The sequence below is a fragment of the Stenotrophomonas maltophilia complex sp. Om-AH-Sm3 genome, assembly GCF_059337855.1.
The window spans coordinates 44458-68310 of the sequence record NZ_JBYBLQ010000015.1 but is presented as its reverse complement, the minus strand read 5'-3'; the positions used below and the strand labels follow the sequence as shown (position 1 = coordinate 68310).

Sequence of the window (23853 nt, the reverse complement as noted above, 5' to 3'; positions counted from 1 at the left end):
CCTTGCCGGCACTGGACTGGCGACACAGTAACGAAAAAGCCCCGCATTCGCGGGGCTTCTTCCTTCTGCGACGCCAGGCAGGGCCCAGCGCTACCGGTCTCTCACTCAGGCAAACGGATCCTGCAGGACCATGGTGTGGTCGCGGTCCGGGCCGGTCGAAACGATGCTGATCGGGCAGCCGGCCAGTTCTTCCAGCGAACGCAGGTAGGCGCGTGCCGCCGGCGGCAGCTCGTCCCACTGGGTGATGCCGTGGGTGTTCTCGCTCCAGCCCGGGAACTCCAGGTACACCGGGGTGCACTCTTCCCAGCCCTGCGCGTCCAGCGGCGCGTACTCGGTGCGCTTGCCGTTGTATTCGTAGGCGATGCAGACCTTCAGCTTTTCCATGCCGTCCAGCACGTCCAGCTTGGTGATGCACAGGCCGCTGATGCCGTTGATGGCCACGGCACGCTTCAGCGCGACGATGTCCATCCAGCCGCAGCGACGCGGGCGGCCGGTCGATGCGCCATACTCGGCGCCACGGTCACGGATGCCCTGGCCGACTTCGTCGTCCAGTTCGGTCGGGAACGGGCCGCCGCCGACGCGGGTGGCGTAGGCCTTGGCGATGCCCAGCACGTAGTCGATCGAATCGGCGCCGACGCCGGAACCGGCCAGCGCACCACCGACGGTGGTGTTGGAGCTGGTGACATACGGGTAGGTACCGTGGTCGATGTCCAGCAGCGCACCCTGCGCGCCTTCGAACAGCACGCGCTTACCCTGCTTGCGCAGGTCGTGCAGGATGCCGGCCACGTCGGACTTCATCGGCTGCACGTATTCGCCGAAGGCCAGCGCCTCGTCGAAGGTCTTCTGGAAGTCGACCGCATCGGTGTTCAGATACTTGGTCAGCACGAAGTTGTGGTAATCCAGCGCGGTGCGCAGCAGTTCTTCCAGCTGCTTCGGGTAATGCAGGTCGGCGATGCGGATGCCGCGACGCGCCACCTTGTCTTCGTAGGCCGGGCCGATGCCACGGCCGGTGGTGCCGATCGCCTTGCCACCGGCAGCGCGTTCGCGCGCCTGGTCCAGGGCGATGTGGTACGGCATGATCAGCGGCGCGGCCGGGGAGATCTTCAGGCGCGAACGCACTTCCACGCCGGAGGCTTCCAGCTCGGCGATTTCCTTCTGCAGCGCGGCCGGCGAGATCACCACGCCGTTGCCGATCAGGCACAGCGCGTCGTCACGCAGGATGCCCGACGGGATCAGGTGCAGGACGGTCTTCTTGCCGTTGATGACCAGGGTGTGGCCGGCATTGTGGCCACCCTGGAAGCGCACGACGGCGCCGATTTCCTCAGTGAGCAGATCGACGATCTTGCCCTTGCCTTCATCGCCCCACTGGGCACCCAACACTACGACAGACTGACCCATGACGGGCTCCTCGATTTGTTGCGGCCATCGGGGCCGCGGACGGGTAAACCGTGGCGGGGCTGGCCAGCACCTGGAGGGCGGCTCCAGACGGGGAGCGGCCGGCGATGGAAGGCCCAGACACGGAAAAAGCCGAACGGGGAGGCCCGTCCGGCTTTTGTGCATTATCCGGGTTTCCGGGGTCCGCTGCCACCTTTCCGACGGACGGCTTCACCGGCCGGTCAGGGGACCGAAATGGGGTCAGATCCCTTTCCTGCGGAAAGGGATCTGACCCCTGCTAATGCCTCACCCACCACAGCAGGCTCAGGCCGGCCAGCAGCACCAGCCCGCCGAAGCTGCGCAGGGCCGGGCTGGGCAGGTCCAGCAGGCGCTCGGCCATGCGCTTCCAGGCGAACGGCGCCACGAACAGGAACAGGCCTTCCAGCACCGCGACCAGGCAGACGGCGGCGAACAGATCTTTCATGGGGGACTCCGGAAAAAGCACGGGGCCCGGCGTCTGGCCGGGCCCCGTGGGGTAGTGCCCTGCGACCTCAGCGGTCGTTCTTCAGGTACTGCAGGAACGGGTCGTTCTTGTCGAGCACGATCACGCCATTGCCGTCGGTCATGGAGCCACGGTAGGCCTCCAGGCTGCGGTAGAACGCATAGAACGACGGATCAGCCGAGCCAGCCTTGCCGTAGATGCGGGCCGCCTCGGCATCGCCTTCACCGCGCAGGCGCTGTGCATCACGCTCGGCCTCGGCGATCAGCACGGTGCTGTCGCGGTCGGCCTGGGCACGGATGGTCAGCGACTGCTCCTCGCCCTCCGCACGCAGCTTGGCCGCTTCCTGCTTGCGCTGGGCGCGCATGCGCTCGTACACGTCGTTGATCACCTGGCTGTCGGTCGGCAGGTCCACCTGCTTGATGCGCAGGTCGATCATCTGCATGCCGAGGCCGGCCACCGCCTCGTTGATCCCCTTCAGCTGCTCGGCGATCAGCTCGCTGCGGTCGCCGGACACCAGCTGCTGCAGGGTGCGCGAGTTGATCTGGTTGCGCAGCGAGTCGGTGATGATCGGTGCCAGGCGGGCATTGGCGATGCGCGGATCGCCGCCGGTGGCACGGAAGTAGTCACCTACGTTGGAGATGTAGCCGATGGCGAAGAAGTCGACGCTGACGTCCTTCTGCTCGGCGGTGAAGTAGCGCGCCGGCGCGGTGTCGAGCACCTGGAAGCGGCGGTCGAAGACCTTCACCGTTTCCACCACCGGCACCTTGAAATGCAGGCCCGGCTTGATGTCCGAACGCACCACCTTGCCCAGGTTCAGCACCATGGCGGTCTGGTCCTCACGGACCACGTACACCGAGCCGAGCAGGCCCAGCACCACCGCCACGATCACGGCGATCCAGATAGGACTCTTCATCGGCTGCCCTCCTCACGGCCGCTCGGTCGCCCGGTCGGGCGGCCCACCGGCCGGCCCGGATCACGGGAAGCTTCCACCGCTGCACCCGGCAGCGATGGCATCACCACGTCCGGGTTCGCCACTGCGGCCGGGGCCGAGGTGGTGGGACGGGTATCGCCGGTCATCGGCACGTAGATCAGCTGGCGGCCATCGCCGCCGATCACCTTGCGGTTCTCGCTCAGCACCTGCTGCACGGTCTCCAGCCACAGGCGCTTGCGGGTCACTTCCGGGGCGTCCTTGTACTGGGCCTGCAACAGGCTGAAGCGCTGCGCGTCACCCTCGGCCTTGGACACCACGGCCTGCTTGTAGCCTTCGGCGGTGGTACGGGCGCGCGAGGCCTGGCCCCGGGCTTCCGGCACGACCTTGGCAGCGTAGGCCTGGGCCTCGTTGATCAGGCGTTCCTTGACCTGCTGGGCACCGTTGACCTCGTCAAAGGCCGGCTTCACTTCTTCCGGCGGACGGGCGTCCTGCAGGGTCAGGCCGGTCACGGTCAGGCCGGTCTTGAACGCCTTCAGCAGTGCCTGCAGGCGCTCCTCGGCGGCCACGGCCAGCGGGCCACGGTTGTTCAGCACGGCGTTGAGGTCGGCACGGCCGACTTCCTCGCGCACCGCGCTCTGCGCCGACTGCTCCAGCACCTGGTTGGCATCGACGGTGCCGAACAGGTACTGCTGCGGGTCGTCGATGCGGTACTGGACGTTCAGCGAGACGTTGACGATGTTCTCGTCGCGGGTCAGCACCGGCACCTGGATCGAGAACGTCTTGATCTCGGTGGCGTTGACCTTGGTGACCGATTCGATCGGCCACGGCAGCTTGAAGTTCGGACCGGGCTGCAGGATGCGCGAGAACTGGCCGAAGCGCAGGACCACGCCACGCTGCTGTTCGCCGATCAACTGGAAGCTGGAGAACAGCACCAGCAGCACCACGGCCGCCACCACCCAACGCACGATGCCGCCGTCGAACAGGTCCTTCAGTGGCCCGGGCAAACCGCCCCAGCCACCACCATTGCCACCGCCGCGTGACCCGAACGGCCCGCGTCGATTGTCCTCGGGGCCTTGTCCGCCCTTGTTGCCGCCGGGTGTATTCCAGGCCATGCACGCTCCATCAAGATGTGGGCTGCGGCGCGGGCCCTTCCCGCGGCGCCAGCCGTGAAACCATTACCGATCATACAAGATGGGGCGGATCGGCAGGATCGAAAGGGGGGCAACGGGGTAAGGTGGCGTTTTCCTCGAAGTCAGGCAATGCCGATGGCCCCCACCACCCCGTTCACCGCCTTCCGCATCGAAAACGACGACGCCGGTTACCGCAGCGGCCTGGCCCAGCTCAAGGTCGAAGACCTCAGCCCCGGCCAGGTTCTGATCCGCGCCAACTGGTCCTCGGTCAACTACAAGGACGCCCTGGCCGGCACCGGCAAGGGAAAGATCCTGCGCCGCTTCCCGCTGGTGGGGGGCATCGACGTAGCCGGCACCGTGGTCGCCAGCACCGATCCGGAATGGCGTGAAGGCGACGCGGTGCTGGCCACCGGCTGCGGCCTCAGCGAGACCCGCGACGGCGGCTACAGCCAGTATGTGCGGCTGGAATCGCGTGCGGTGATCGCCCAGCCGGCCGGGCTGAGCCCACGCGAGGCGATGGTGCTGGGCACCGCCGGCTTCACCGCGGCGTTGGCGCTGCTGCGCATGCAGGACAACCGGCAGAGCCCGGAACTTGGACCGCTGGCGGTCACCGGCGCCAGTGGCGGCGTCGGCGCGCTGGCACTGTCGATCTTCAGCCGCGCCGGCTACACGGTGCATGCGATCAGCGGCAAAACCGACCAGACCGGTTTCCTGCACGCCATCGGCGCCACCGAGGTGCTGCCGCGTGAGGCCCTGGCCGACACCGGCCCACTGCAATCGGCGCGTTTCGGTGGGGGCCTGGACAATGCCGGCGGCGCCATGCTCGCCAGCCTGCTGGCGCAGACCGCGCCCTACGGCAGCGTGGTCAGTGCCGGCCTGGCGGCCAGCCCGGCGCTGGACATGACCGTGATGCCGTTCATCCTGCGTGGCGTGTCGCTGCTGGGCGTGTCGTCGGCCAATGCGCCACGCGGGCTGCGCGAGGATGTCTGGGCGCGGCTGGGCAACGAATGGAAACCGCAGCACCTGGACCGCATCTGTACCGCCGAGGTTGGCCTTGATGGCCTGCCGGCCGTGTTCGAGCGGATGCTGGCGGGCGGATCGCTGGGCCGCACCGTGGTGCGGATCGACTGAACGTAGCAGGCAGGCGACGGACGGCAGATGCGCCCCTCCCGCCGGTAATGAGCCCGCACTACACTGCGGGCATTACATGGGGAACAACATGGCACGCATTCTGATCGTCGACGACTCACCGTCGCAGCTGTTGGGGATACAGCGCATCGTCGAGAAGCTCGGGCACCAGATCCTGACCGCCACCGATGGCGCGGCCGGGGTCGAAACCGCCAAGGCCGAGCTGCCCGACCTGGTCCTGATGGATGTGGTGATGCCCAATCTCAACGGCTTCCAGGCCACCCGCACCCTCGCCCGCGACGAGGCGACCCGGCATATCCCGGTGATCCTGGTGACCACCAAGGACCAGGACACCGACCGCATGTGGGGCATGCGCCAGGGCGCCAAGGCCTACATCACCAAGCCGTTCTCGGAAGACGAGCTGTCCGAAGTGCTGGAGCGGGTGTTCGCCGGGCAGGGCTGAGACGCGCGCGGTAGTGCCGGCCGCTGGCCGGCAATCAAACCTCTGCCGGCCAGCGGCCGGCACTACCGGAAGGCGTCTCAGATCGTCTCGCCAAACGCCTTGGCCAGGTTCCGGTAGGCCTTCTTCTGCGCCTCGTCGGTCGCGGCCGGGGCCACGATCTCGATCTCGACGATCTGGTCGCCATCCGGATTGCCCGGCAGGCCACGCCCGCGCAGGCGCAGCTTGCGCCCGGCATCGGAGTCGGCCGGGATCTTCAGTTCCACCGCGCCGCCCAGGGTCGGCACGCTGATGCTGGTGCCCAGCGCGGCCTGCCACGGCGTGACCGGCAGGGTGTAGAGGATGTTGCGGCCATCGACCTCGAACTGCGGGTGTGCGGCGTACTCCACTTCCAGCAGCAGGTTGCCACCATGGTTGCCCTGCCCCGCCAGGCGGATCACCTGCCCCGGACGGATGCCCTTGGGCACGCGCACGTCCAGCTGCTTGCCGTTGACGGTGATGCGCAGGCTGTCGCCGCTGTAGGCCGCTTCCAGCGGGACCGACAGCTTGGCACGGGTGTCGCGGTTGGGGGCATGGCCCTGGCTGCTGAACCCCGGGCCAGGACCGGCACCGCCGCGCTGGCGCGCGAACAGGCTTTCGAAGAAGTCACTGAAGCCGCCGTTGGCGCCACCACCCCCGAACACTTCCTCGAAGTTGAAACCACCGGCGCCGCCGTAGTTCGGCGGCACGTTGAACTCCTCGCCCGGGCGATAGCCCTGCGCGCGCAGCTGGTCGTAGGCTGCACGCTTTTCCGGGTCGCGCAGCGCCTCATAGGCCTCGTTGACCGCCTTGAACTTGTCTTCGGCCCCGGCCTCCTTGCTGACGTCCGGGTGGTACTTGCGTGCCAGCCGGCGGTAGGCGGTCTTGATCTCCGCCTCGCCCGCGCTCGGTTCCACCCCCAGGGTGGCGTAGTAATCCTTGAATTCCATCCAGCTACCTCGATCTGCTTCGGCCGCGCCGGTGGCGCCGCCCCGGGTTCATTCTACGCGCCGGCGATGCTACGCCGTCGCTCGTGCGGCCCCGGTGAGGCCGACTGATCCTGCGCAATGCGGTTGCCATCGCCCTGCCCCAGGCTATGGCTGGAAGCCCGCTCCGCAAAGCCTGAAGATGGGCCCTGCACGCCGGTTTTCCAATGTCTTGACGTCCCTGTCCCATCCGGCCCACTACGCTGCCCCAGCAAGGAGTTCCCCATGACCATCCATGTCGGCGACCGCATTCCGGAAGTCACCCTCAAGCGCATCCGCGAGGGCATTGAAACGCTCGATACGCATTCGCTGTTCGACGCGCGCAAGGTGGTGCTGTTCGCTGTGCCCGGCGCGTTCACGCCGACGTGCTCGGCCCGCCACCTGCCCGGCTACGTCGAGAAATTCGAGGCCTTCCGCCAGCGCGGCATCGATGTCTACTGCATGGCCGTCAACGACCCGTTCGTGATGAAGGCCTGGGCCGCCGATCAGCACGTGCCCGACGGCCTGCTGATGCTGTCCGACGGCAATGCCGAACTGACCCGTGCGCTCGGCCTGGAGCTCGACGCCAGTGCCTCGGGCATGGGCATCCGCTCGCGCCGTTTCGCCCTGTACGTGGTCGACGGCGTGGTCCGCGCCGCCTGGGTTGAACAGCCCGGTCAATTCGAAGTGTCTTCGGCCGACTACGTGCTGGAGCACCTGCCCACCTGATCTCCCACCGCAAGAGGAAACGGCCAGCCATGTCCAGCAAGCCAGCCAAAGCCCCCAGGCCCGCCGCGCAGATTCCCGGCATCAGCGAGCGCACGGCCCTGCGCGAGCGCGCCCGGCGCAACATCGAGGATGGTGCGATCACCGACAGCTACAGCGCCGACCGCAAGGTGGTGATCAAGCTGCTCAACGACGCACTGGCCACCGAATACGTGTGCGTGTTGCGCTACTACCGGCACTACTTCATGGCCAAGGGCATGCTGGCCGACGCGGTGAAAGCCGAATTCCTTGAACATGCACAGCAGGAACAGGCGCATGCCGGCAAGCTGGCCGAGCGCATCGTGCAGCTCGGCGGCGAGCCCGACTTCAACCCGGATACGCTGACCGCGCGCTCGCATGCCGAATACAAGGAAGGCAGCGACCTGCGCGACATGGTCCGCGAGAACCTGGTGGCCGAACGCATCGCCATCGACAGCTACCGCGAGATGATCAACTTCATCGGCGACCGCGATACCACCACCAAGCGCATCCTCGAAGAGATCCTGGCGCAGGAAGAGGAACACGCCGACGAGTTCGCCGATCTGCTGGATGGGTGGATCGGGGAGTGATCCGGTAGATGCCCACCTTAGTGGGCGCCTTTGCCGCGTGCCAACCGAGGTTGGCACCTACCAGAGCACGGCGGTGTCGTTGGCGCTGGACCGCGCGCCGCGCATGGCCCGGCGCCTACCGGAGGACAGTGAACCGTACCTGCGTCCACGCGCCGTCTGCGGCCAAGGCGGTCAGGGTATGCGCACCGGGATCGGCGAACTCGCGCTGCATCAACTGCGCGCCGTGGGTCTGCGCGATCCAGCGGCCGTCCAGCAACCAGTCCACCGCCTGCTCGCTGCCCAGCGCGCGCAGCTGCAGGCGCACGCCGTGTTCCGAATTAGGCGCGCGCGCCAGCGTGGCGCCGTCATTGAGCCCGTCCACATGCAGCGCGACGCTGGCCTCGCGCCCGTCGTCGCGGCAGTCTGGCGACAGTCCCGGCAACTGCGAAGCCTCGCGCGTGGCCTTGGGCAGCCACGGTGACAGCAACGCCGGCCAGCGCGCGATCTCGCGGGCGACTTCTTCGTGCGGCAAGCGGCAATCGGCAGACACGCGCAGTCCGCTGCGGGCATCGGCCAGGTAGCGCTGCCGGCCCGGCTGCCAGCGCCGCGCCTCGCGTTCGGGGAAGGTCGGCGGTGCGGCGCCATCGAGCAGGTAGGCTGGCATCCGCCGCTGGCACAGTGCGGCCGGCAGTCCCTCGGCACGTTCGCCAGTGGGCCAGCAGATGTCTTCCTGGCTGACACTGGCCGGCATCGGCGCGGCCGCCGAATCACCACGCTGGCGCGGCAGGCTGTCCACCACTTCGAACATCAGCGGCAGCGCGGTGACCGCGCCGTACTGGCCCGGCAACGGAGTACCGTCCGGCCGGCCCACCCACACGCCCACCGTGTAGTGGCGGGTACTGCCGATCGCCCATGCATCGCGGTACCCGTAACTGGTGCCGGTCTTCCACGCCACGCGCGGGCGGCCACCGACATCGAACGTCCCGGCGCTGTATCCCGGGCGCGGGTTTGATTCGAGCATCTCGCGCACGATCCAGCTGGCGCCCGGCGAGGCCAGGCGCCGCTCGATCATCGGCTCGTCATCGGTGTAACGCACGCGGCCGGCGATACCGCTCCGGTTGAGCGCGGCGAAGGCGCCGACCAGGTCTTCCAGGCGCGCGCCGGTGCCGCCCAGGATCAGCGACAGGTTGGGCGTACTGCCCGGCGGGAAGCGCATCTGGATGCCCGCGTGCGACAGCCGGGCAGCGAAGCGCGCGGCGCCGACCCGCTGCAGCAGATCCACCGACGGCACGTTGAGCGACAGCCGCAATGCGTTGGAGGCACCGATGGGCCCATTGAAGGCCATGTCGAAGTTGCCGGGGCGGTAGCTGCCGAAACTCTGCGGTGCATCGACCAGCAGGCTTTCCGAATGGATCAGGCCATCGTCCAGCGCCATCGCGTACAGGAACGGCTTGAGCGTGGAGCCTGGCGAACGCCAGGCCTGGACCATGTCCACGTGACCCAGCCGCTGGCGGTCACCGAAGGACAATGTACCGACATAGGCGCGTGCCTGCAGGGTCCGGTTGTCGACCACCAGCAGGGCCGCCGAAGTACGCTCGGGCAGCGTCGAGAAATAGCTGGCCACGCGCTCTTCCAGCGTGCGCTGCAGGCCGATGTCGATGCTGCTCTGGATGCGTGCCTGGCCCGGATGCGCCGAGTGCAGGCGCTGCGCCAGCAGCGCGGCGTGCAAGGGAGGGCGCAGCGAACGCGCCACCACGTTCTCGACGCGCGCATCCTCCACTTCTTCCGGTGTCCACGCGCCCAGCTCGGCCATGCGTGACAGCACCTTGTCGCGCGCCTTCTGCGCAGCTTCCGGATGGCGGTCCGGGCGCAGCCGGCTGGGCGCCTGTGGCAGCACCGCCAGCAGCGCAGCCTCGGCATGCGACAGCTGCGCCGCCGGCTTGCCCAGATAGGCCCAGCTGGCCGCTTCCACGCCTTCGATGGTGCCGCCGTAGGGTGCACGCTCCAGGTACAGGGCCAGGATCTGCTGCTTGCTCAGGTGCACCTCAAGCTGCACCGCACGCAGCATCTGCTTCAGCTTGCCCCACGGGGTGCGTGAGTGCGGATCGAGAATGCGCGCGACCTGCATGGTCAGGGTCGAACCGCCGGACACGATGCGGCCGCCGCGCAGCAGCTGGCCGCTGGCCCGCAGGATCGCCAGCGGGTTGATGCCCGGATGGCGCCAGAACCAGCGGTCTTCGTAGGTCAGCAACGCTTGCAGGTACAGCGGCGAGACGCTGTCGACCGAGGCCGGATACCGCCACACGCCCTCGGCATCGGCAAACGCCCGCAATGGCGTGCCGTCGGCAGCCACCACCAGTGTGCTGGTATCACGCTGCTTCGGCAGCGGCGGCGGGAAGGCGAAATCCAGCACCAGCAGCAGCGCCAGCGCAGCGGCCATGCCCCAGCGCAGCCACGGCCACAGCGGCCGCCACCGGCGGCGCAGGGTCGCCAGCCGGGTCGTCATCGTGTTCTTCATTGCGGGTTGCCAGCAGGACGGGCCGCGCCGTCGCGGCCCGTCCGCGCGGTCACGGCTGTACCACCGTGATCGTGGTCGGGTTGCTGCGGCCGACACCGCGCAGCTGCGGCCGGTACATGTCCTCCACCAGCGGCGGCGGCACCGAGTAGGTACCCGGCGTCACCGCGCGGACCAGGTAGAACACGTTGGCCTTGCTGCCACGCGAGAGCTTCAGCGCAGCCACGTAGCGGTCGTCGCGGAACTCCTCGTGCTTGGTATCGGCGGCCTCACCCCGGTCGCTGATGGTGATGCCATCGACCACCACGTCGGCCCACTGCTTGGCATCGCCCAGGTTGAAGTTCTCGATCTCCAGGCCCGCCGGCAGCAGGTCGGTCAGCAGTGCATCGGGCATCGTGGTGTCGGCGGTGACGGTGACGCGCACGATCAGCGCTTCGCCTTCCTTCAGCGGGCGCGGCGACCACGGCTTGCCATCGGTACCGAAGTAGCTGCGTTCAATACCCACTACGCTGTTGTCCGGTGCGGGCGCACTGCGCGGGATACCGGCCACGTCGATGCTGGCGAACATCGGCGGTTGCCCCTGCGGGGTGAAGCGCACGCCACTGGCCAGCTCGCTGGCGCTGAAGTTGCGTCCGAACAGCTTGCGCTCGCCAATCGCTTCGGTGCTGCCACCGATCACCAGCTCACCCGCTACCAGTGCCTTCTGATTGGCGGCGAGCGCCTTGCCGAGGCGGGCAATCGCCACCTGCTCCTGCGTGCTCAGCCACATCCAGCCGGCATTGCGGCGCGCATCCAGGCCACGACCGAGGTCGACCGCGCGTGCGTCCCAGGCCGGCCTGGCCAGCTTGTTCTCGTGGGTCAGCGCGATCATCAGCGCGTCATCGCGGATCGCGCTGCCGTAGTCGCCGAAGTACGACGGGCGCTCGCTGCTGGACTTGGCGAAGGCCGCGGCCAGCGCGGCCTGGCCACGCTTGGCATCGCCCTGCAGTGACAACGCCACGCCCAGGTGGACCAGCGACAGGCCACCCACCGCCTTGCTGCGCTCGTTGTCGTACAGCGTACGCAGGGTACCCAGCGGCGCACGGTTGACCCGGGCCAGCACGTAGCCCGAATAGGCCTGGTTGGCGAACTTCAGCTTCTCGCGGTCATCCTGGCCGTAGAACTGATTGCCGCCGGACAGCAGATCCTCGCTGAGCCGGTTGAGCGCCTTCTGCAGCACGTTGTCGGGCACCGCAAAACCGGCGTCCTTGGCATCGAGCAGGAACTCGGTGATGTACGGCGTCAGCCACGGGTTCACGTAGCCGTCGTCACCCCACATCGAGAAGTTGCCGTTGGCCACCTGCATCGACGCCAGGCGACCGAACGCACCTTCCATGCGCTCGCGGCGGGTCTTGGCATCCAGGCCATCGGCGCCGAGCATCGACGAGGTGGCCTGGTCCAGGATCAGCGCGGCGTAACCCTTGCTGGTGGTCTGCTCGGCACAGCCATATGGATAGTTCAGCGCGCCCTGCAGTGCACTGGCGAACGGAATCGGCGGCAGCGGGCTGACCAGCAGGCGGGCATTGACCGACTCGGACATCAGGCCATCGGTCAGGCTGTTGTCGAGGCTGACCGCGGCCAGCGGATCGAGCGTGCGCACCTGCGAACGCAGCACCTGCGGCCACGCCGCACGCACCGGCAGGTCGTAGCGGCGATTGGCCTTGAAGCCGTTGCCGTCCACCCGCACCCTCACCTTGGCCACGCTGTGGCCTTCGCGTGCCGACAACGGGAAGCTCAGCGTGGTCTTGGCGTCGGCATTCAACTGCACGCTGCGGCTGCCCTCGCCCAGGTTCAACGGGCCCTGGGCTTCCACCTTCACGTTGAACTGGCCCGGCTTGCCGGTGAAGTTCTGCACGTCCAGGGTCACGGTGCTGCGGTCGCCCGGGGCCAGCACGCGCGGCATGCTGGCTTCGGCCAGGATCGGTGCGCGCACTATGGTTTCCACGTCGCGCTTGCCGTACTGGTCATCGCTGTAGACCAGCGCCGACACGCGCAGGGTGCCGTTGAAGTCCGGCACTTTCAGCCGGATGCGGGCATTGCCCTTGGCATCGAGCTGTACCGGGCCGGAGAACAGGTCCACGGTCTGCACGCGCGCGGTCGGGCGCTTGGCCTGCGGCAATGCCTGCAGCGCCATGTCGCCGCCGAACTTCAGCTTGCCGCTGCCACCATCGAAGCTCTCGATCACCCGGCTGTAGATGTCGTAGGCATCGATACCGAGGCGACGCTGGGCAAAGAAGTGTGCACCGGCATCGGGCACCGGGAAACGGGTGATGTTGAGGATGCCCACGTCCACCGCCGAAACGGTGACGTGCGCGGTCTTGCCGGCCAGCTGCGGCGCACTGACGGTTACCGGCAGGTCCTGCTCCGGCCGCATCTGCTTGGGCGCGACCAGGCCTACGGCCACCGTGCGGCTCTTGCGGTCCATCGGCACATGCACCACGCCTACCGCGCGGGCCGGGGTGATCTTGCTCGGCGCACTGCCGCCACGGAACACCAGCGCGGTGATGTAGACGTCGTGGCGCTCCCAGTCGGCGGTGACCGGGATCTTGAAGGTCGAACCCGGCTTGGCCTCGATGTCCTGCACATACAGCATGCGGTCGGTCTCGACCATCAGGATGCCCTTGCCGGCGTGCGGCGGGGTCACCGTCACCTCCAGGGTGTCACCGGCCTTGTAACCGGTCTTGTCCAGGCCCAGCTTGACCTTGTCCGGGCGCGCATCCAGGCCACGGTTGTCATCGCCCCAGCTCCAGCCGGCACGGAACGGATAGCGGCTGGTCAGGCCGGTGGACGGATCGAGCACGTCCACCCGGTACTCGCCCCACTCCACCGGGAAATCAAAGGCGACCGCGCTGTTGCCGGCATCGACGGTGCGGGTTTCCTTGTTCTCGAAACGGCGGGTGAAGTCGTAGTCCCAGCGGTTGTCGTTGAAGGTCCAGTGGTAGTCGCGCAGCTCGCGCACCAGGGTGATCTTCAGGCCCTTGGCCGGCTGCGGCGCACCGGCAGCATCCACACGCATCAGCTCGAAGCGCGCGTTGCCGTTGGAATCGGCGCCATCGTCCGGATTGAACAGCGGCCGCACGCCGACCAGCGCATTGGCCGGCCACATCACCCGCTTCAGGGTGCGGGTGACTGTGCGGCCGCCGGTTTCATACAGGCTGCCGGACAGCACCACGGCGATCGGCGCCTTGGCCTTGGCCGCCTCTTCCGGCAACGCCACATCCTCACGCAGCTGGCCATTGCCCGGCAGCGTGGTATCGATCACGTCCTTGGCCTCGCGCGGCAGCTGCAGGGTCGGGTCACCGAAGAAATAGCCCGGCAGGCCGTCCACCGGCTTCTGTTCGGCAGCCACCGCCATGCGTGCGGTGAAGCGGTTGCCATCGGCCGGTGCGCCATACAGGTAGGCACCATTGGCCTGCAGGCGCAGGTCCTCACCCGGCTTCAGCGTCTTCTGCGCACTGTCCAGGTCCAGCTTCATGCGTTCGGGCAGGAACTCCTCGATGCGCAGGGTCATGCCCTGGATCGCTTCCTTGCTGGCCGGGTCGGTGCGGAACTCGACCTGCCAGCGCCCGGTCGGCGCCTCGGCGGGGATCACCTGCTCGAAATTGATGTAGCCCTGGTCACCCGGCTGCAGCCGGGTCTCGCGGAAAGTCTTGCCATCGGGCTGCTTCAGGCGCAGGAACACGGGCTGGGCCTTGACCGGTTTGCCGTCGTTGTCACGCAGCAGCGCGGACAGCCGCACGGTCTCGCCCGGCCGGTACAGGTCGCGCCCGGACCAGGCATAGACATCGAACCAGGCGTTGTCACGGCCAGCCACGGCGAATTCGCTCAGGTCCAGCGCCGGCTGGTTGAACGGCAGGAAGCTGGTGTCCTTGCCACTGCTGGCGACCAGCACGTGGGTGGCATCCAGGGTGTAGTTCAGCAGCGCATTACCATTGCCGTCGGTGCTGCCCTTCAGCACCACCTCGCCCTTGGCGTCGAGCACGCGCAGGTCGATGCCCTTCAGTGGCGCGCCGTCCTTGAGACCGGCGGTGTGCACGAACAGCTTGTCCTTGTAGGCGCGGGTATGCAGGCCGATGTCGCTGACCGAGAAGAACGCGGTGTCGAACTCGCCTTCGTAGTCACCGGTACGCTTGAGCAGGGCGAAGTACAGGCCCGGCTCCTGCAGTTCCTTGATGTCCTGGGTGGGCAGGTAGGTCAGCACCCGCTCGTTCTGCTTGCCGCCAAGGATGAAGCGGTTGACGTAGACCGGCTCGGCCAGCTTGTTGATCGGGCTGCGCTCGTAGTCGCTGCTCAGCTCCCAGCTGCCACGGCGGCCGCCGCGCTGGTACTGGCTGAAGAAGGTCGGAAGATCCTTCTCGCGCACGCGCAGGAATTCGACGTCGACTTCCGGAACGTTCACAGAGACCACCGGCAGGCCACGGCTGTCCTTGGCAGGCAGCACGCTGCCCTGCGAGGCGAAGCCAACCACCGGCTTCAGCTCGCCGCTGAACACCTTCTGCTTCAGTTCCTTGCCCAGGCGGCTGCCATCAGCGGCCAGCAGGTCCGGCGAGACCACCAGGCTGAACTCCTTGCCGGCCTCGACAAACGGGTAGCGCAGGGTCAGGCCGTCATCGGACAGCGTCCAGCTGCTGTCTTCGGTGCCGACCTTCTCCTCGAAGCGCACCAGCGTGTCGAAATCCTGGGTGCCGACCAGCGGGCGCGAGAACTCCAGCGCCAGCGACAGGCCGTCATTCTTCTGGTCCGGGTAGGCCCGCAGCAGGGTGAATTCCTTCACCTGCTCGGCCTTGGTGGTGATCGCCTCGCCACTGGCCTTGGGCAACTGCCCGCTGTCGTTGCGGCAGCCGGCCAGGCCCAGCAACAGGCCTCCTGCCAGTACCGCCGCCGCCCATCCCCACCGCTTCCGCCGTGCCGGACCGCTCATGTCGTCACTCCTTGATCGAGGTGGCCATTATAGGCAGGCCGCGTCAAGGCGTTGGCGCCCCGGCGGTCGGAAACCCGGTTCCGCCCGGGACCCGCTAGCCGCCAACCTTGGTTGGCGCCCCCCCCACATGCCAACCAAGGTTGGCCTCTACCAGAGCGGCCTCACCCCGGCAGGTACAGGTCCACATAGTCGGTCACCGGCATTGCCGCCAGCGCCACCGGATCCAGTGATGCCGCCAGGATGCGCTGCTGCTGGACTGTCGGGAAGCGGTGGGCCAGGTGCCGGCGGAACTTGTCCATCAGCAGCGGAATGCCTTCCTCCCGGCGTCGGGCATGGCCGAGCGGGTATTCCACCAGTACCTCGGGCAGCTCAGTACCGTCGCTGAAGCGCACGCCCAGGCCGTTGGCGATGCTGCGCTTGTCCGGGTCCAGGTAGTCGGCGCTGAGTTGCGGATCCTCATGGCAGGCCATCTTCGCCCGCAGGGCATCGACGCGTGGATCAGCGGCAACGTCGTCCTCGTAATCCTCGGCCACCAGCCGCCCGTGCAGCAGCGCGATGGCGACCATGTACTGCACGCAATGGTCGCGGTCGGCCGGGTTATGCAGCGGGCCCTGCTTGTCGATGATGCGGATGCAGGCTTCCTGGGTCCGGATCGCGATATGCGCGATGTCCTCGACCCGCCGCCCCATCGCACGCAACTGCTGGTGCAGCATGATGGCCGCCTCCACTGCGGTCTGGCCATGGAACTCGGCCGGGTAGCTGATCTTGAACAGCACGTTCTCCATCACGTAGCTGCCCAGCGGTCGCCCCAGCGTCAGTGCCTTGCCATGCATCGACACCGCTTCAAAGCCCCAGGTCGGCGCGCTGAGCACGCTGGGGTAGCCCATCTCGCCACTGGCCGCCATCAGCGCCAGGCGCACGCCACGGCTGGTCGCATCGCCAGCTGCCCAGCTCTTGCGCGAGCCGGTGTTGGGTCCGTGCCGGTAGGTGCGCAGGGACTGACCATCGACCCAGGCCAGCGACAACGCATTGAGCATGCGCTCGCGATCCAGGCCGAGCAGCTGCGCAACCACGGCGGTGGTGGCCACTTTGACCAGCACCACGTGGTCCAGCCCGACCCGGTTGAAGGAATTCTCCAGCGCCAGCACGCCCTGGATCTCGTGCGCCTTGATCATTGCCAGCAGCACGTCGCGCACGGTCGGCGGTGGGCGCCGCAGAGCCTGCGCGTTGCGCCCCAGCCAATCGCAGACGGCAAGGATGCCACCCAGGTTGTCCGAAGGGTGCCCCCATTCGGCCGCCAGCCAGGTATCGTTGAAATCCAGCCAGCGCACCATCGCGCCGATGTTGAAGGCGGCCTGCACCGGGTCCAGCACGTAATGCGTACCCGGAACGCGCGCGCCGTTGACCACGCTGATGCCCGGCACCAGTGGACCAAGCAGTTTGCTGCAGGCCGGGAACGACAGCGCTTCCAGGCCGCAGCCCAGCGTGTCGAGCAGGCAGTGGTGCGCGGTCTGGAACGCCAGGGGTGAGTCGATGCGCGCGTCGCGCACGTAGTCGACGATGCCCACCAGCAGCGCATCCCACGCTGCACGCTCGTTGGATGGGGTGTGGCTGTCGGACATTATCGATCTCCTCGTTGCGGTGCACGGTTGCCCGTGCACCATGCCAACCAAGGTTGGCATCTATCAAAGCAATCGGTCTCTGCGGCCCGGTAGTCGCCAACCTTGGTTGGCGTTCACCAACGCATCACTCGACCGGTACCCGCACCTTGCCTTCCATCAGCACGCGGGCGCTGCGGCTCATGATGGCCTTGGTCACCGTCCATTGGCCGTCAACGAGACCGGCCTGCGCACCCACGCGCAACGTGCCGGAGGGATGGCCGAAGGTCACCGCTTCGCGTTCGCCGCCTCCAGCAGCGCGATTGACCAGCGTGCCCGGAATCGCTGCCGCGGTGCCGATCGCCACGGCAGCGGTACCCATCATCGCGTGGTGCAGCTTTCCCATCGACAACGCACGCGCATGCAGGTCGATCGCCGAGGCCGGAATGACCTTGCCACTGGACGACACGTAGTCCTGCGCCGGTGCCACGAAGGCCACCTTCGGCGTGTGCTGGCGGGTCGCCGCATCTTCCAGGTTCTTGATCAGCCCCATGCGCAAGGCGCCGTAGGCGCGGATCTTCTCGAAGCGCTCCAGCGCCCCCTTGTCCTCGTTGATCGCAGGCTGCAGTTCGGTGCCGGTGTAGCCCAGGTCGGCCGCATTGAGGAAGATGGTCGGAATGCCGGCGGTGATCATGGTCACCTCGAAACTGCCCACGCCCGGCACGTCCAGGGTGTCGACCAGGTTGCCGGTCGGGAACATCGCGCCCGCATCGCCGTCATCGGACGGATCGATGAACTCCAGCTGGATCTCGGCGGCCGGGAAGGTCACGCCATCCAGCTCGAAATCACCGGTCTCCTGCACTTCGCCATCGCGCATCGGCACGTGGGCGATGATGGTCTTGCCGATGTTGGCCTGCCAGATGCGCACGGTGCACAGGCCGTCGCGTGGCACGCGGGACGGATCGATCAGGCCGTTGGCGATCGCGAACGGACCCACCGCAGTGCTGAGGTTGCCGCAGTTGCCGCTCCAGTCGACGAAGGCGGTGTCGATCGAGACCTGGCCGTACAGGTAGTCCACATCGTGGTCCGGCACCGAGGCGGTGGAAATGATCACGCATTTACTGGTGCTGGAGGTGGCACCGCCCATGCCGTCGGTCTGCTTGCCATACGGATCGGGCGAGCCGATCACGCGCATCAGCAGCGCATCGCGTGCGGCGCCCGGCACCTGCGCGGCGTCGGGCAGGTCCTGCAGGCGGAAGAACACGCCCTTGCTGGTGCCACCGCGCATGTAGGTGGCGGGAATACGGAGTTGAGGGAGGAAAGTCATGGATCAGTATCCTGGGTGCGACGAACCAATATCGGGGTTGAGCTCCTCGTCTTCGAGCAGTGCTTCCATACCCCGCGAAGCATTCCAGATGCGCACGATGGAAACGTGCGCAGGTAGCTCCACGTAGTAGACCAGGTAGCCGTCGAAGCGACGAACCGGATGAAAACGCAACGGCGCTGGCAGCGAGGGCAACAGATCCGCATGCAATGTGGAACCAGCACCCGGGTGAGCCTCGATCAGCTTGACGACGGACTCCACCGCATCGATGAAGCCAACTTCCAGCACTTCTCCGCCCTGATCTGCATACCAGGCTGCTGCCTGGTCGAGATCTAGAACCGCTGCAGGAGACCAGTGCGAAGGTCTCACTTGCGGTTCCGAGCACGCTCACGGAGCTTGTCGAAGTGATCCGGCGCCAGAGGCGCCGAAGGACCAGAAGACAGCCCCTCGGCAATCAACTGCTTGAGCAGTGCTTCGGCCTTGCTGCGCTGGCGCTGGCGGATCAGGTCGCGCACATAGTCCGACGTGCTGGAGTAGCCGCCTTCGCGCACTTCTTCGTCCACGAACTGCTTGAGCGGATCAGTCAGCGAAATGTTCATGGTGGCCATGAGACTCTCCATTGGCAGTTTTTGCCAAGTCAGTGTGCGCCCTGCCCAGGTGTCGGACAAGCCCGCCCCCGGCCTCCGGGGGCAGGCATTCAGGCCGGTATCACGCCACCTTGGCGCCTTCCAGGAAGTCCTGCGCGAAGCGCTGCAACACGCCACCGGCCTCGTAGATCGCCACTTCCTCGTCGCTGTCCAGGCGGCAGGTGACCGGCACGATCACGTCCTGGCCGTCGCGGCGGTGGATGACCAGCGTCAGCTCGGCGCGCGGGGTGCGCTCGCCGACCACGTCGAAGGTCTCGGTGCCATCGATGCCCAGGGTCAGGCGGGTGGTGCCCGGCTTGAACTCCAGCGGCAGCACGCCCATGCCGATCAGGTTGGTACGGTGAATCCGCTCGAAGCCCTCGGCCACGATCGCCTCCACGCCAGCCAGGCGCACGCCCTTGGCGGCCCAGTCACGCGAGCTGCCCTGGCCGTAGTCGGCACCGGCGATGATGATCAGCGGCTGCTTGCGGTCCATGTAGGTTTCGATCGCCTCCCACATGCGCATCACCTTGCCTTCCGGCTCCACGCGCGCCAGCGAACCCTGCTTCACGCTGCCATCGTCGTTGCGCACCATCTCGTTGAACAACTTCGGGTTGGCGAAGGTGGCGCGCTGCGCGGTCAGGTGGTCGCCGCGGTGGGTCGCGTAGGAATTGAAGTCCTCTTCGGGCAGGCCCATCTTCGCCAGGTATTCACCGGCGGCACTGGAGGCCAGGATCGCGTTGGACGGCGACAGGTGGTCGGTGGTGATGTTGTCCGGCAGCACCGCCAGCGCGCGCATGCCCGACAGCGTGCGCTCACCGGCCAGTGCGCCCTCCCAGTACGGCGGACGGCGGATGTAGGTGCTCTGCGGGCGCCAGTCGTACAGGGGACTGACCGCGGCACCATGCTCCACGCGTACATTGAACATCGGGTTGTAGACGCGGCGGAACTGCTCCGGCTTCACCGAGGCCTTGACCACGGCGTCGATCTCGGCATCGCTCGGCCAGATGTCCTTCAGGCGCACCTCGTTGCCGTCGGCGTCCACGCCCAGCACGTCCTTCTCGATGTCAAAGCGCACGGTGCCGGCGATGGCATAGGCGATCACCAGCGGCGGCGAGGCCAGGAACGCCTGCTTCGCATACGGGTGGATGCGGCCATCGAAGTTGCGGTTACCCGACAGCACAGCCGTGGCGTACAGGTCCCGGTCGATGATCTCCTGCTGGATGGCCGGATCGAGCGCGCCGCTCATGCCGTTGCAGGTGGTGCAGGCGAAGGCGACGATGCCGAAGCCCAGCTTTTCCAGGTCCGGCAGCAGGCCGGCCTCTTCCAGGTACAGCTGCACCGCCTTCGAGCCGGGCGCCAGCGAGGACTTCACCCACGGCTTGCGCAGCAGGCCGCGCTCGTTGGCCTTGCGTGCCAGCAGGCCGGCAGCGATCACGTTGCGCGGGTTGGAGGTGTTGGTGCAGCTGGTGATGGCGGCGATGATCACCGCGCCATCCGGCATCAGGCCCTGCGCCTGCTCGGCCTTGCCCGCTGCCAGCTTAGCCTCGTCGGCGATGCCGCGCTCGGCCAGATCGGCGGTCGCCACGCGCTTGTGCGGGTTGGACGGGCCGGCCATGTTGCGCACCACGCTGGACAGGTCGAAGCGCAGCACGCGCTCGTACTGTGCGGTGGCCAGGTCGTCAGCCCACAGGCCGGTGGTGCGCGCATAGTTTTCCACCAGCGCCACCTGCGATTCCTCGCGCCCGGTCAGGCGCAGGTAATCGATGGTCTGCCCGTCGATGTAGAACATCGCGGCGGTGGCGCCGTATTCGGGGCACATGTTGGAGATGGTGGCGCGGTCACCGATGGTCAGTGCCGCCGCTCCCTCGCCGAAGAATTCAAGGTACGCGCCGACCACGCGCTCCTTGCGCAGGAATTCGGTCAGCGCCAGCACCACGTCGGTGGCGGTGATGCCCGGCTGCGGCCTGCCGGTCAGCTCGACGCCGATGATATCCGGCAGTCGCATCCACGAGGCACGACCGAGCATCACGTTCTCGGCTTCCAGGCCGCCCACACCAATCGCGATCACGCCCAGCGCATCCACGTGCGGGGTGTGGCTGTCGGTGCCCACGCAGGTGTCGGGGAAGGCTACGCCGTCCTGCACGTAGATCACCGGCGACATCTTCTCCAGGTTGATCTGGTGCATGATGCCGTTGCCCGGCGGAATCACGTCCACGTTCTCGAACGCCAGCTTGGTCCAGTCGATGAAGTGGAAGCGGTCTTCGTTGCGGCGATCCTCGATCGCGCGGTTCTTCTCGAACGCCTGCGGATCGAAACCACCACACTCCACCGCCAGCGAGTGATCGACGATCAGCTGCACCGGCACCACCGGATTCACCTTGGCCGGGTCGCCGCCCTTGTCGGCGATCGCATCGCGCAGGCCGGCCAGGTCGACCAGTGCGGTCTGGCCGAGGATGTCGTGGCAGACCACGCGCGCGGGGAACCATGGGAAATCGAGGTCGCGGCGGCGCTCGATCAGCTGCTTCAGCGAATCGGCGAGCGTGGCCGGATCGCAGCGGCGCACCAGGTTCTCGGCCAGCACGCGCGAGGTGTACGGCAGGGTGGCATAGGCGCCGGGCTGGATCGCATCGACGGCGGCGCGCGCGTCGAAATAGTCCAGCGCGCTGCCGGGGAGGTTCTTGCGGTAATCGGTATTCATGGGCTGGCGGAATGCTTGGGGCGGGCCGGGTGCCGGCGGTGCGGCGGCGAAAGCATCCGGCCGGCACGCGGCCGGCCGGATGGGGACAGCAGGTGGATCAGACGCGCTTGTCGATGGCGACGAAGTCGCGGTCTTCCGGACCGATGTAGTTGGCGCTCGGGCGGATGATCTTGCCGTCGATGCGCTGCTCGATGATGTGCGCGCTCCAGCCGGCGGTGCGCGCGATCACGAACAGCGGGGTGAACATCGCGGTCGGCACGCCCATCATGTGGTAGCTGACGGCGCTGAACCAGTCCAGGTTCGGGAACATCTTCTTGATGTCCCACATCACCGATTCCAGGCGCTCGGCGATGTCGTACATCTTCATGCTCGACTGTTCTTCGGACAGCTCGCGGGCCACGTCCTTGATCACCTTGTTGCGCGGATCGGAGACGGTATAGACCGGATGGCCGAAGCCGATCACCACTTCCTTGCGCTCGACGCGGGCCTTGATGTCTTCCTCGGCCTCATCCGGATTGTCGTAGCGCTTCTGCACTTCGAACGCCACTTCATTGGCGCCGCCGTGCTTCGGGCCACGCAGTGCGCCGATGCCACCGCAGATCGCGCTGTACATGTCGCTGCCGGTACCGGCGATGACACGACAGGTGAAGGTCGAGGCGTTGAACTCGTGCTCGGCGTACAGGATCAGCGAGGTGTGCATCGCCTTCACCCACGAGTCCTGCGGCTTCTCGCCGTGCAGCAGGTGCAGGAAGTGGCCACCGATCGAGTCATCGTCGGTTTCCACGTCGATGGCACGGCCGTTGTGGCTCCAGTGGTACCAGTACAGCAGCATCGAGCCGAGGCAGGCCATCAGCTTGTCGGCAATGTCGCGCGCGCCCGGATGATTGTGGTCATCCTTCTCCGGCGCCACGCAGCCGAGCACGGACACACCGGTGCGCATCACGTCCATCGGGTGTGCCGACGGCGGCAGTTCTTCCAGTGCGGCCTTCACCGCGGCCGGGATGCCACGCAGCGACTTCAGCTTGGCCTTGTACGAAACCAGCTCGGCGCGGGTTGGCAGCTTGCCGTGCACCAGCAGGTAGGCGATTTCCTCGAACTCGCTGGTGTTGGCCAGGTCCAGGATGTCGTAGCCACGGTAATGCAGGTCGTTGCCACTGCGGCCCACGCTGCACAGCGCGGTGTTGCCGGCGGCGGTGCCGGACAGGGCGACGGACTTCTTCGGCTTGAAGGTCGGGGTTGCGGTCGTATCGTTCATGTTTCCCTCCGAAACTTGATGGTGCAGGGTACTGCTTATTTCTTGGCGGCGAACAGCGCATCGAGCTGCTGCTCGAAGGCGTGGTAGCCGATGCGGTCGTAGAGTTCTTCGCGGGTCTGCATGGTTTCCACCACGTTGCGCTGGTGGCCATCGCGGCGCACCGCCTGGTAGACGTTCTCGGCCGCCTTGTTGGCCGCGCGGAACGCCGACAGCGGGAACAGCTGGATCGCAACACCGGCCGAAGCCAGTTCATCGCGGCTGAACAGCGGGGTGGCACCGAATTCGGTGATGTTGGCCAGCACCGGCACCTTCACCGCGTCGACGAAGCGACGGTAGGTGTCCAGGTCGTAGGCCGCCTCGGCGAAGATACCGTCGGCACCGGCCTCGACACAGGCAATGGCGCGCTCGATGGCCTTGTCCACGCCGTCCACCTGGATGGCGTCGGTACGCGCGATCAGGAAGAAGTCCGGATCGGTCTTGGCATCGGCGGCAGCCTTCACGCGGTCGACCATTTCACCCTGCGAGACGATCTCCTTGCCCGGACGGTGACCGCAGCGCTTGGCGCCAACCTGGTCTTCGATGTGGCAGGCGGCCGCGCCGGCCTTGATCAGCGACTTCACGGTGCGCGCGATGTTGAACGCACTCGGCCCGAAGCCGGTATCGATGTCCACCATCAGCGGCAGGTCGCAGACATCGGTGATGCGGCGCACGTCCACCAGCACGTCTTCCAGGGTGTTGATGCCCAGGTCCGGCAGGCCCAGCGAGCCCGCGGCAACACCGCCGCCGGACAGATAGATGGCGCGGAAGCCGGCGCGCTTGGCCAGCAGGGCGTGGTTGGCGTTGATGGCGCCGATCACCTGCAGCGGCGATTCGGCAGCAAGCGCCTCACGGAAGCGGGCACCGGCGGAGAAAGGGGCGGAAGCGGTCATGCGGCAATCCAGGTTGGAGAACGGATAGGTAGGCGCAAGCACCATGCCAAGCTGCAAGCCGTTGATTTCACGGGGATGACCGCCACGCAATAGTGAAACATATGAAACACTGAAACGGATGTAT

The 23853-nt window shown here is 67.0% G+C and carries 18 protein-coding genes; 4 read left to right on the top strand and 14 right to left on the bottom strand.

What is annotated here, in order from left to right; genetic code table 11:
* Window positions 1–105: 105 nt before the first annotated feature.
* The 4 genes from AC10QF_RS16495 to hflK all read right to left on the bottom strand — a co-directional run bounded on the left by AC10QF_RS16495 (window position 106) and on the right by hflK (window position 3919).
* Window positions 106–1398 (bottom strand): adenylosuccinate synthase, encoded by a 1293-nt coding sequence (locus AC10QF_RS16495; RefSeq protein ID WP_005418326.1) that lies wholly within the window; start codon window positions 1396–1398, stop codon window positions 106–108.
* A 274-nt stretch (window positions 1399–1672) separates the two neighbouring features.
* Window positions 1673–1858, bottom strand: a complete 186-nt coding sequence (locus tag AC10QF_RS16490; protein WP_005414170.1) for a DUF2065 domain-containing protein — start codon at window positions 1856–1858, stop codon at window positions 1673–1675.
* A 67-nt stretch (window positions 1859–1925) separates the two neighbouring features.
* On the bottom strand, window positions 1926–2789 hold the full coding sequence (gene hflC, locus AC10QF_RS16485) for a protease modulator HflC (protein WP_005414169.1): 864 nt from the start codon (window positions 2787–2789) through the stop codon (window positions 1926–1928).
* A complete protein-coding gene (gene hflK / locus AC10QF_RS16480) occupies window positions 2786–3919 on the bottom strand; it encodes an FtsH protease activity modulator HflK (protein ID WP_005418335.1) in 1134 nt (377 codons plus the stop codon). Before hflK ends, hflC begins: the two co-directional genes overlap by 4 nt.
* A 153-nt stretch (window positions 3920–4072) precedes the next feature.
* On the opposite strand from hflK, the gene AC10QF_RS16475 reads away from it, so the two are divergent.
* Together AC10QF_RS16475 and pilH are read left to right on the top strand one after the other, a co-directional pair.
* Entirely contained in the window at window positions 4073–5068 is a 996-nt protein-coding gene (locus AC10QF_RS16475; protein WP_494542519.1) for a YhdH/YhfP family quinone oxidoreductase, read from the top strand.
* 88 nt (window positions 5069–5156) lie between these two features.
* Window positions 5157–5528, top strand: coding sequence for a twitching motility response regulator PilH (pilH, locus tag AC10QF_RS16470; protein ID WP_005410644.1), 372 nt, complete (start codon window positions 5157–5159; stop codon window positions 5526–5528).
* 77 nt (window positions 5529–5605) lie between these two features.
* Here pilH and AC10QF_RS16465 read toward each other — a convergent pair whose 3' ends face one another.
* The gene (locus AC10QF_RS16465) at window positions 5606–6493 is read right to left on the bottom strand and encodes a DnaJ C-terminal domain-containing protein (RefSeq protein WP_005418339.1); all 888 of its coding nucleotides are present in this window, start codon (window positions 6491–6493) and stop codon (window positions 5606–5608) included.
* Between the two features lie 261 nt (window positions 6494–6754).
* On the opposite strand from AC10QF_RS16465, the gene AC10QF_RS16460 reads away from it, so the two are divergent.
* Together AC10QF_RS16460 and AC10QF_RS16455 are read left to right on the top strand one after the other, a co-directional pair.
* Window positions 6755–7237 carry a peroxiredoxin gene (locus AC10QF_RS16460; protein WP_049413449.1) on the top strand — a complete coding sequence of 161 codons (483 nt, stop codon included), beginning with the start codon at window positions 6755–6757 and terminating at the stop codon, window positions 7235–7237.
* 29 nt (window positions 7238–7266) lie between these two features.
* The gene (locus tag AC10QF_RS16455; RefSeq protein ID WP_072168586.1) at window positions 7267–7842 is read left to right on the top strand and encodes a ferritin-like domain-containing protein; all 576 of its coding nucleotides are present in this window, start codon (window positions 7267–7269) and stop codon (window positions 7840–7842) included.
* 115 nt (window positions 7843–7957) lie between these two features.
* Here AC10QF_RS16455 and pbpC read toward each other — a convergent pair whose 3' ends face one another.
* The 9 genes from pbpC to prpB all read right to left on the bottom strand — a co-directional run bounded on the left by pbpC (window position 7958) and on the right by prpB (window position 23729).
* Window positions 7958–10339 (bottom strand): penicillin-binding protein 1C, encoded by a 2382-nt coding sequence (gene pbpC, locus AC10QF_RS16450; RefSeq protein WP_494542518.1) that lies wholly within the window; start codon window positions 10337–10339, stop codon window positions 7958–7960.
* 49 nt (window positions 10340–10388) lie between these two features.
* Window positions 10389–15296: an alpha-2-macroglobulin family protein gene (locus AC10QF_RS16445; RefSeq protein WP_494542517.1), complete on the bottom strand. Its 4908-nt coding sequence runs from the start codon at window positions 15294–15296 to the stop codon at window positions 10389–10391.
* 161 nt (window positions 15297–15457) lie between these two features.
* Entirely contained in the window at window positions 15458–16918 is a 1461-nt protein-coding gene (locus AC10QF_RS16440) for a bifunctional 2-methylcitrate dehydratase/aconitate hydratase (protein WP_494542516.1), read from the bottom strand.
* A gap of 124 nt (window positions 16919–17042) precedes the next feature.
* Window positions 17043–18221 carry a 2-methylaconitate cis-trans isomerase PrpF gene (gene prpF, locus AC10QF_RS16435; RefSeq protein WP_005418353.1) on the bottom strand — a complete coding sequence of 393 codons (1179 nt, stop codon included), beginning with the start codon at window positions 18219–18221 and terminating at the stop codon, window positions 17043–17045.
* Window positions 18222–18224: 3 nt separating this feature from the next.
* Window positions 18225–18587, bottom strand: a complete 363-nt coding sequence (locus AC10QF_RS16430; protein WP_069139389.1) for a type II toxin-antitoxin system RelE/ParE family toxin — start codon at window positions 18585–18587, stop codon at window positions 18225–18227.
* Window positions 18584–18826 carry a type II toxin-antitoxin system ParD family antitoxin gene (locus AC10QF_RS16425; protein ID WP_065178214.1) on the bottom strand — a complete coding sequence of 81 codons (243 nt, stop codon included), beginning with the start codon at window positions 18824–18826 and terminating at the stop codon, window positions 18584–18586. The genes AC10QF_RS16430 and AC10QF_RS16425 overlap by 4 nt, the downstream gene beginning before the upstream one ends.
* A 100-nt stretch (window positions 18827–18926) precedes the next feature.
* The gene (gene acnD / locus AC10QF_RS16420) at window positions 18927–21545 is read right to left on the bottom strand and encodes a Fe/S-dependent 2-methylisocitrate dehydratase AcnD (protein ID WP_069139388.1); all 2619 of its coding nucleotides are present in this window, start codon (window positions 21543–21545) and stop codon (window positions 18927–18929) included.
* A gap of 97 nt (window positions 21546–21642) precedes the next feature.
* Complete coding sequence (gene prpC, locus AC10QF_RS16415) at window positions 21643–22800, bottom strand: bifunctional 2-methylcitrate synthase/citrate synthase (RefSeq protein WP_005418357.1); 1158 nt, start codon at window positions 22798–22800, stop codon at window positions 21643–21645.
* Between the two features lie 35 nt (window positions 22801–22835).
* Complete coding sequence (gene prpB / locus AC10QF_RS16410; RefSeq protein WP_005418360.1) at window positions 22836–23729, bottom strand: methylisocitrate lyase; 894 nt, start codon at window positions 23727–23729, stop codon at window positions 22836–22838.
* Window positions 23730–23853 lie beyond the last annotated feature (124 nt).

Bases quoted from the DNA above. Each gene is read 5' to 3' on its own strand.
- prpF (WP_005418353.1), bottom strand. From the start codon at position 18,221: ATGACTTTCCTCCCTCAACTCCGTATTCCCGCCACCTACATGCGCGGT.
- hflK (WP_005418335.1), bottom strand. From the start codon at position 3,919: ATGGCCTGGAATACACCCGGCGGCAACAAGGGCGGACAAGGCCCCGAG.
- AC10QF_RS16495 (WP_005418326.1), bottom strand. From the start codon at position 1,398: ATGGGTCAGTCTGTCGTAGTGTTGGGTGCCCAGTGGGGCGATGAAGGC.
- AC10QF_RS16465 (WP_005418339.1), bottom strand. From the start codon at position 6,493: ATGGAATTCAAGGATTACTACGCCACCCTGGGGGTGGAACCGAGCGCG.
- prpC (WP_005418357.1), bottom strand. From the start codon at position 22,800: ATGAACGATACGACCGCAACCCCGACCTTCAAGCCGAAGAAGTCCGTC.
- prpB (WP_005418360.1), bottom strand. From the start codon at position 23,729: ATGACCGCTTCCGCCCCTTTCTCCGCCGGTGCCCGCTTCCGTGAGGCG.
- AC10QF_RS16475 (WP_494542519.1), top strand. From the start codon at position 4,073: ATGGCCCCCACCACCCCGTTCACCGCCTTCCGCATCGAAAACGACGAC.
- AC10QF_RS16455 (WP_072168586.1), top strand. From the start codon at position 7,267: ATGTCCAGCAAGCCAGCCAAAGCCCCCAGGCCCGCCGCGCAGATTCCC.
- AC10QF_RS16425 (WP_065178214.1), bottom strand. From the start codon at position 18,826: ATGGCCACCATGAACATTTCGCTGACTGATCCGCTCAAGCAGTTCGTG.
- acnD (WP_069139388.1), bottom strand. From the start codon at position 21,545: ATGAATACCGATTACCGCAAGAACCTCCCCGGCAGCGCGCTGGACTAT.
- AC10QF_RS16460 (WP_049413449.1), top strand. From the start codon at position 6,755: ATGACCATCCATGTCGGCGACCGCATTCCGGAAGTCACCCTCAAGCGC.
- pbpC (WP_494542518.1), bottom strand. From the start codon at position 10,339: ATGAAGAACACGATGACGACCCGGCTGGCGACCCTGCGCCGCCGGTGG.
- hflC (WP_005414169.1), bottom strand. From the start codon at position 2,789: ATGAAGAGTCCTATCTGGATCGCCGTGATCGTGGCGGTGGTGCTGGGC.
- AC10QF_RS16445 (WP_494542517.1), bottom strand. From the start codon at position 15,296: ATGAGCGGTCCGGCACGGCGGAAGCGGTGGGGATGGGCGGCGGCGGTA.
- AC10QF_RS16490 (WP_005414170.1), bottom strand. From the start codon at position 1,858: ATGAAAGATCTGTTCGCCGCCGTCTGCCTGGTCGCGGTGCTGGAAGGC.
- pilH (WP_005410644.1), top strand. From the start codon at position 5,157: ATGGCACGCATTCTGATCGTCGACGACTCACCGTCGCAGCTGTTGGGG.
- AC10QF_RS16440 (WP_494542516.1), bottom strand. From the start codon at position 16,918: ATGTCCGACAGCCACACCCCATCCAACGAGCGTGCAGCGTGGGATGCG.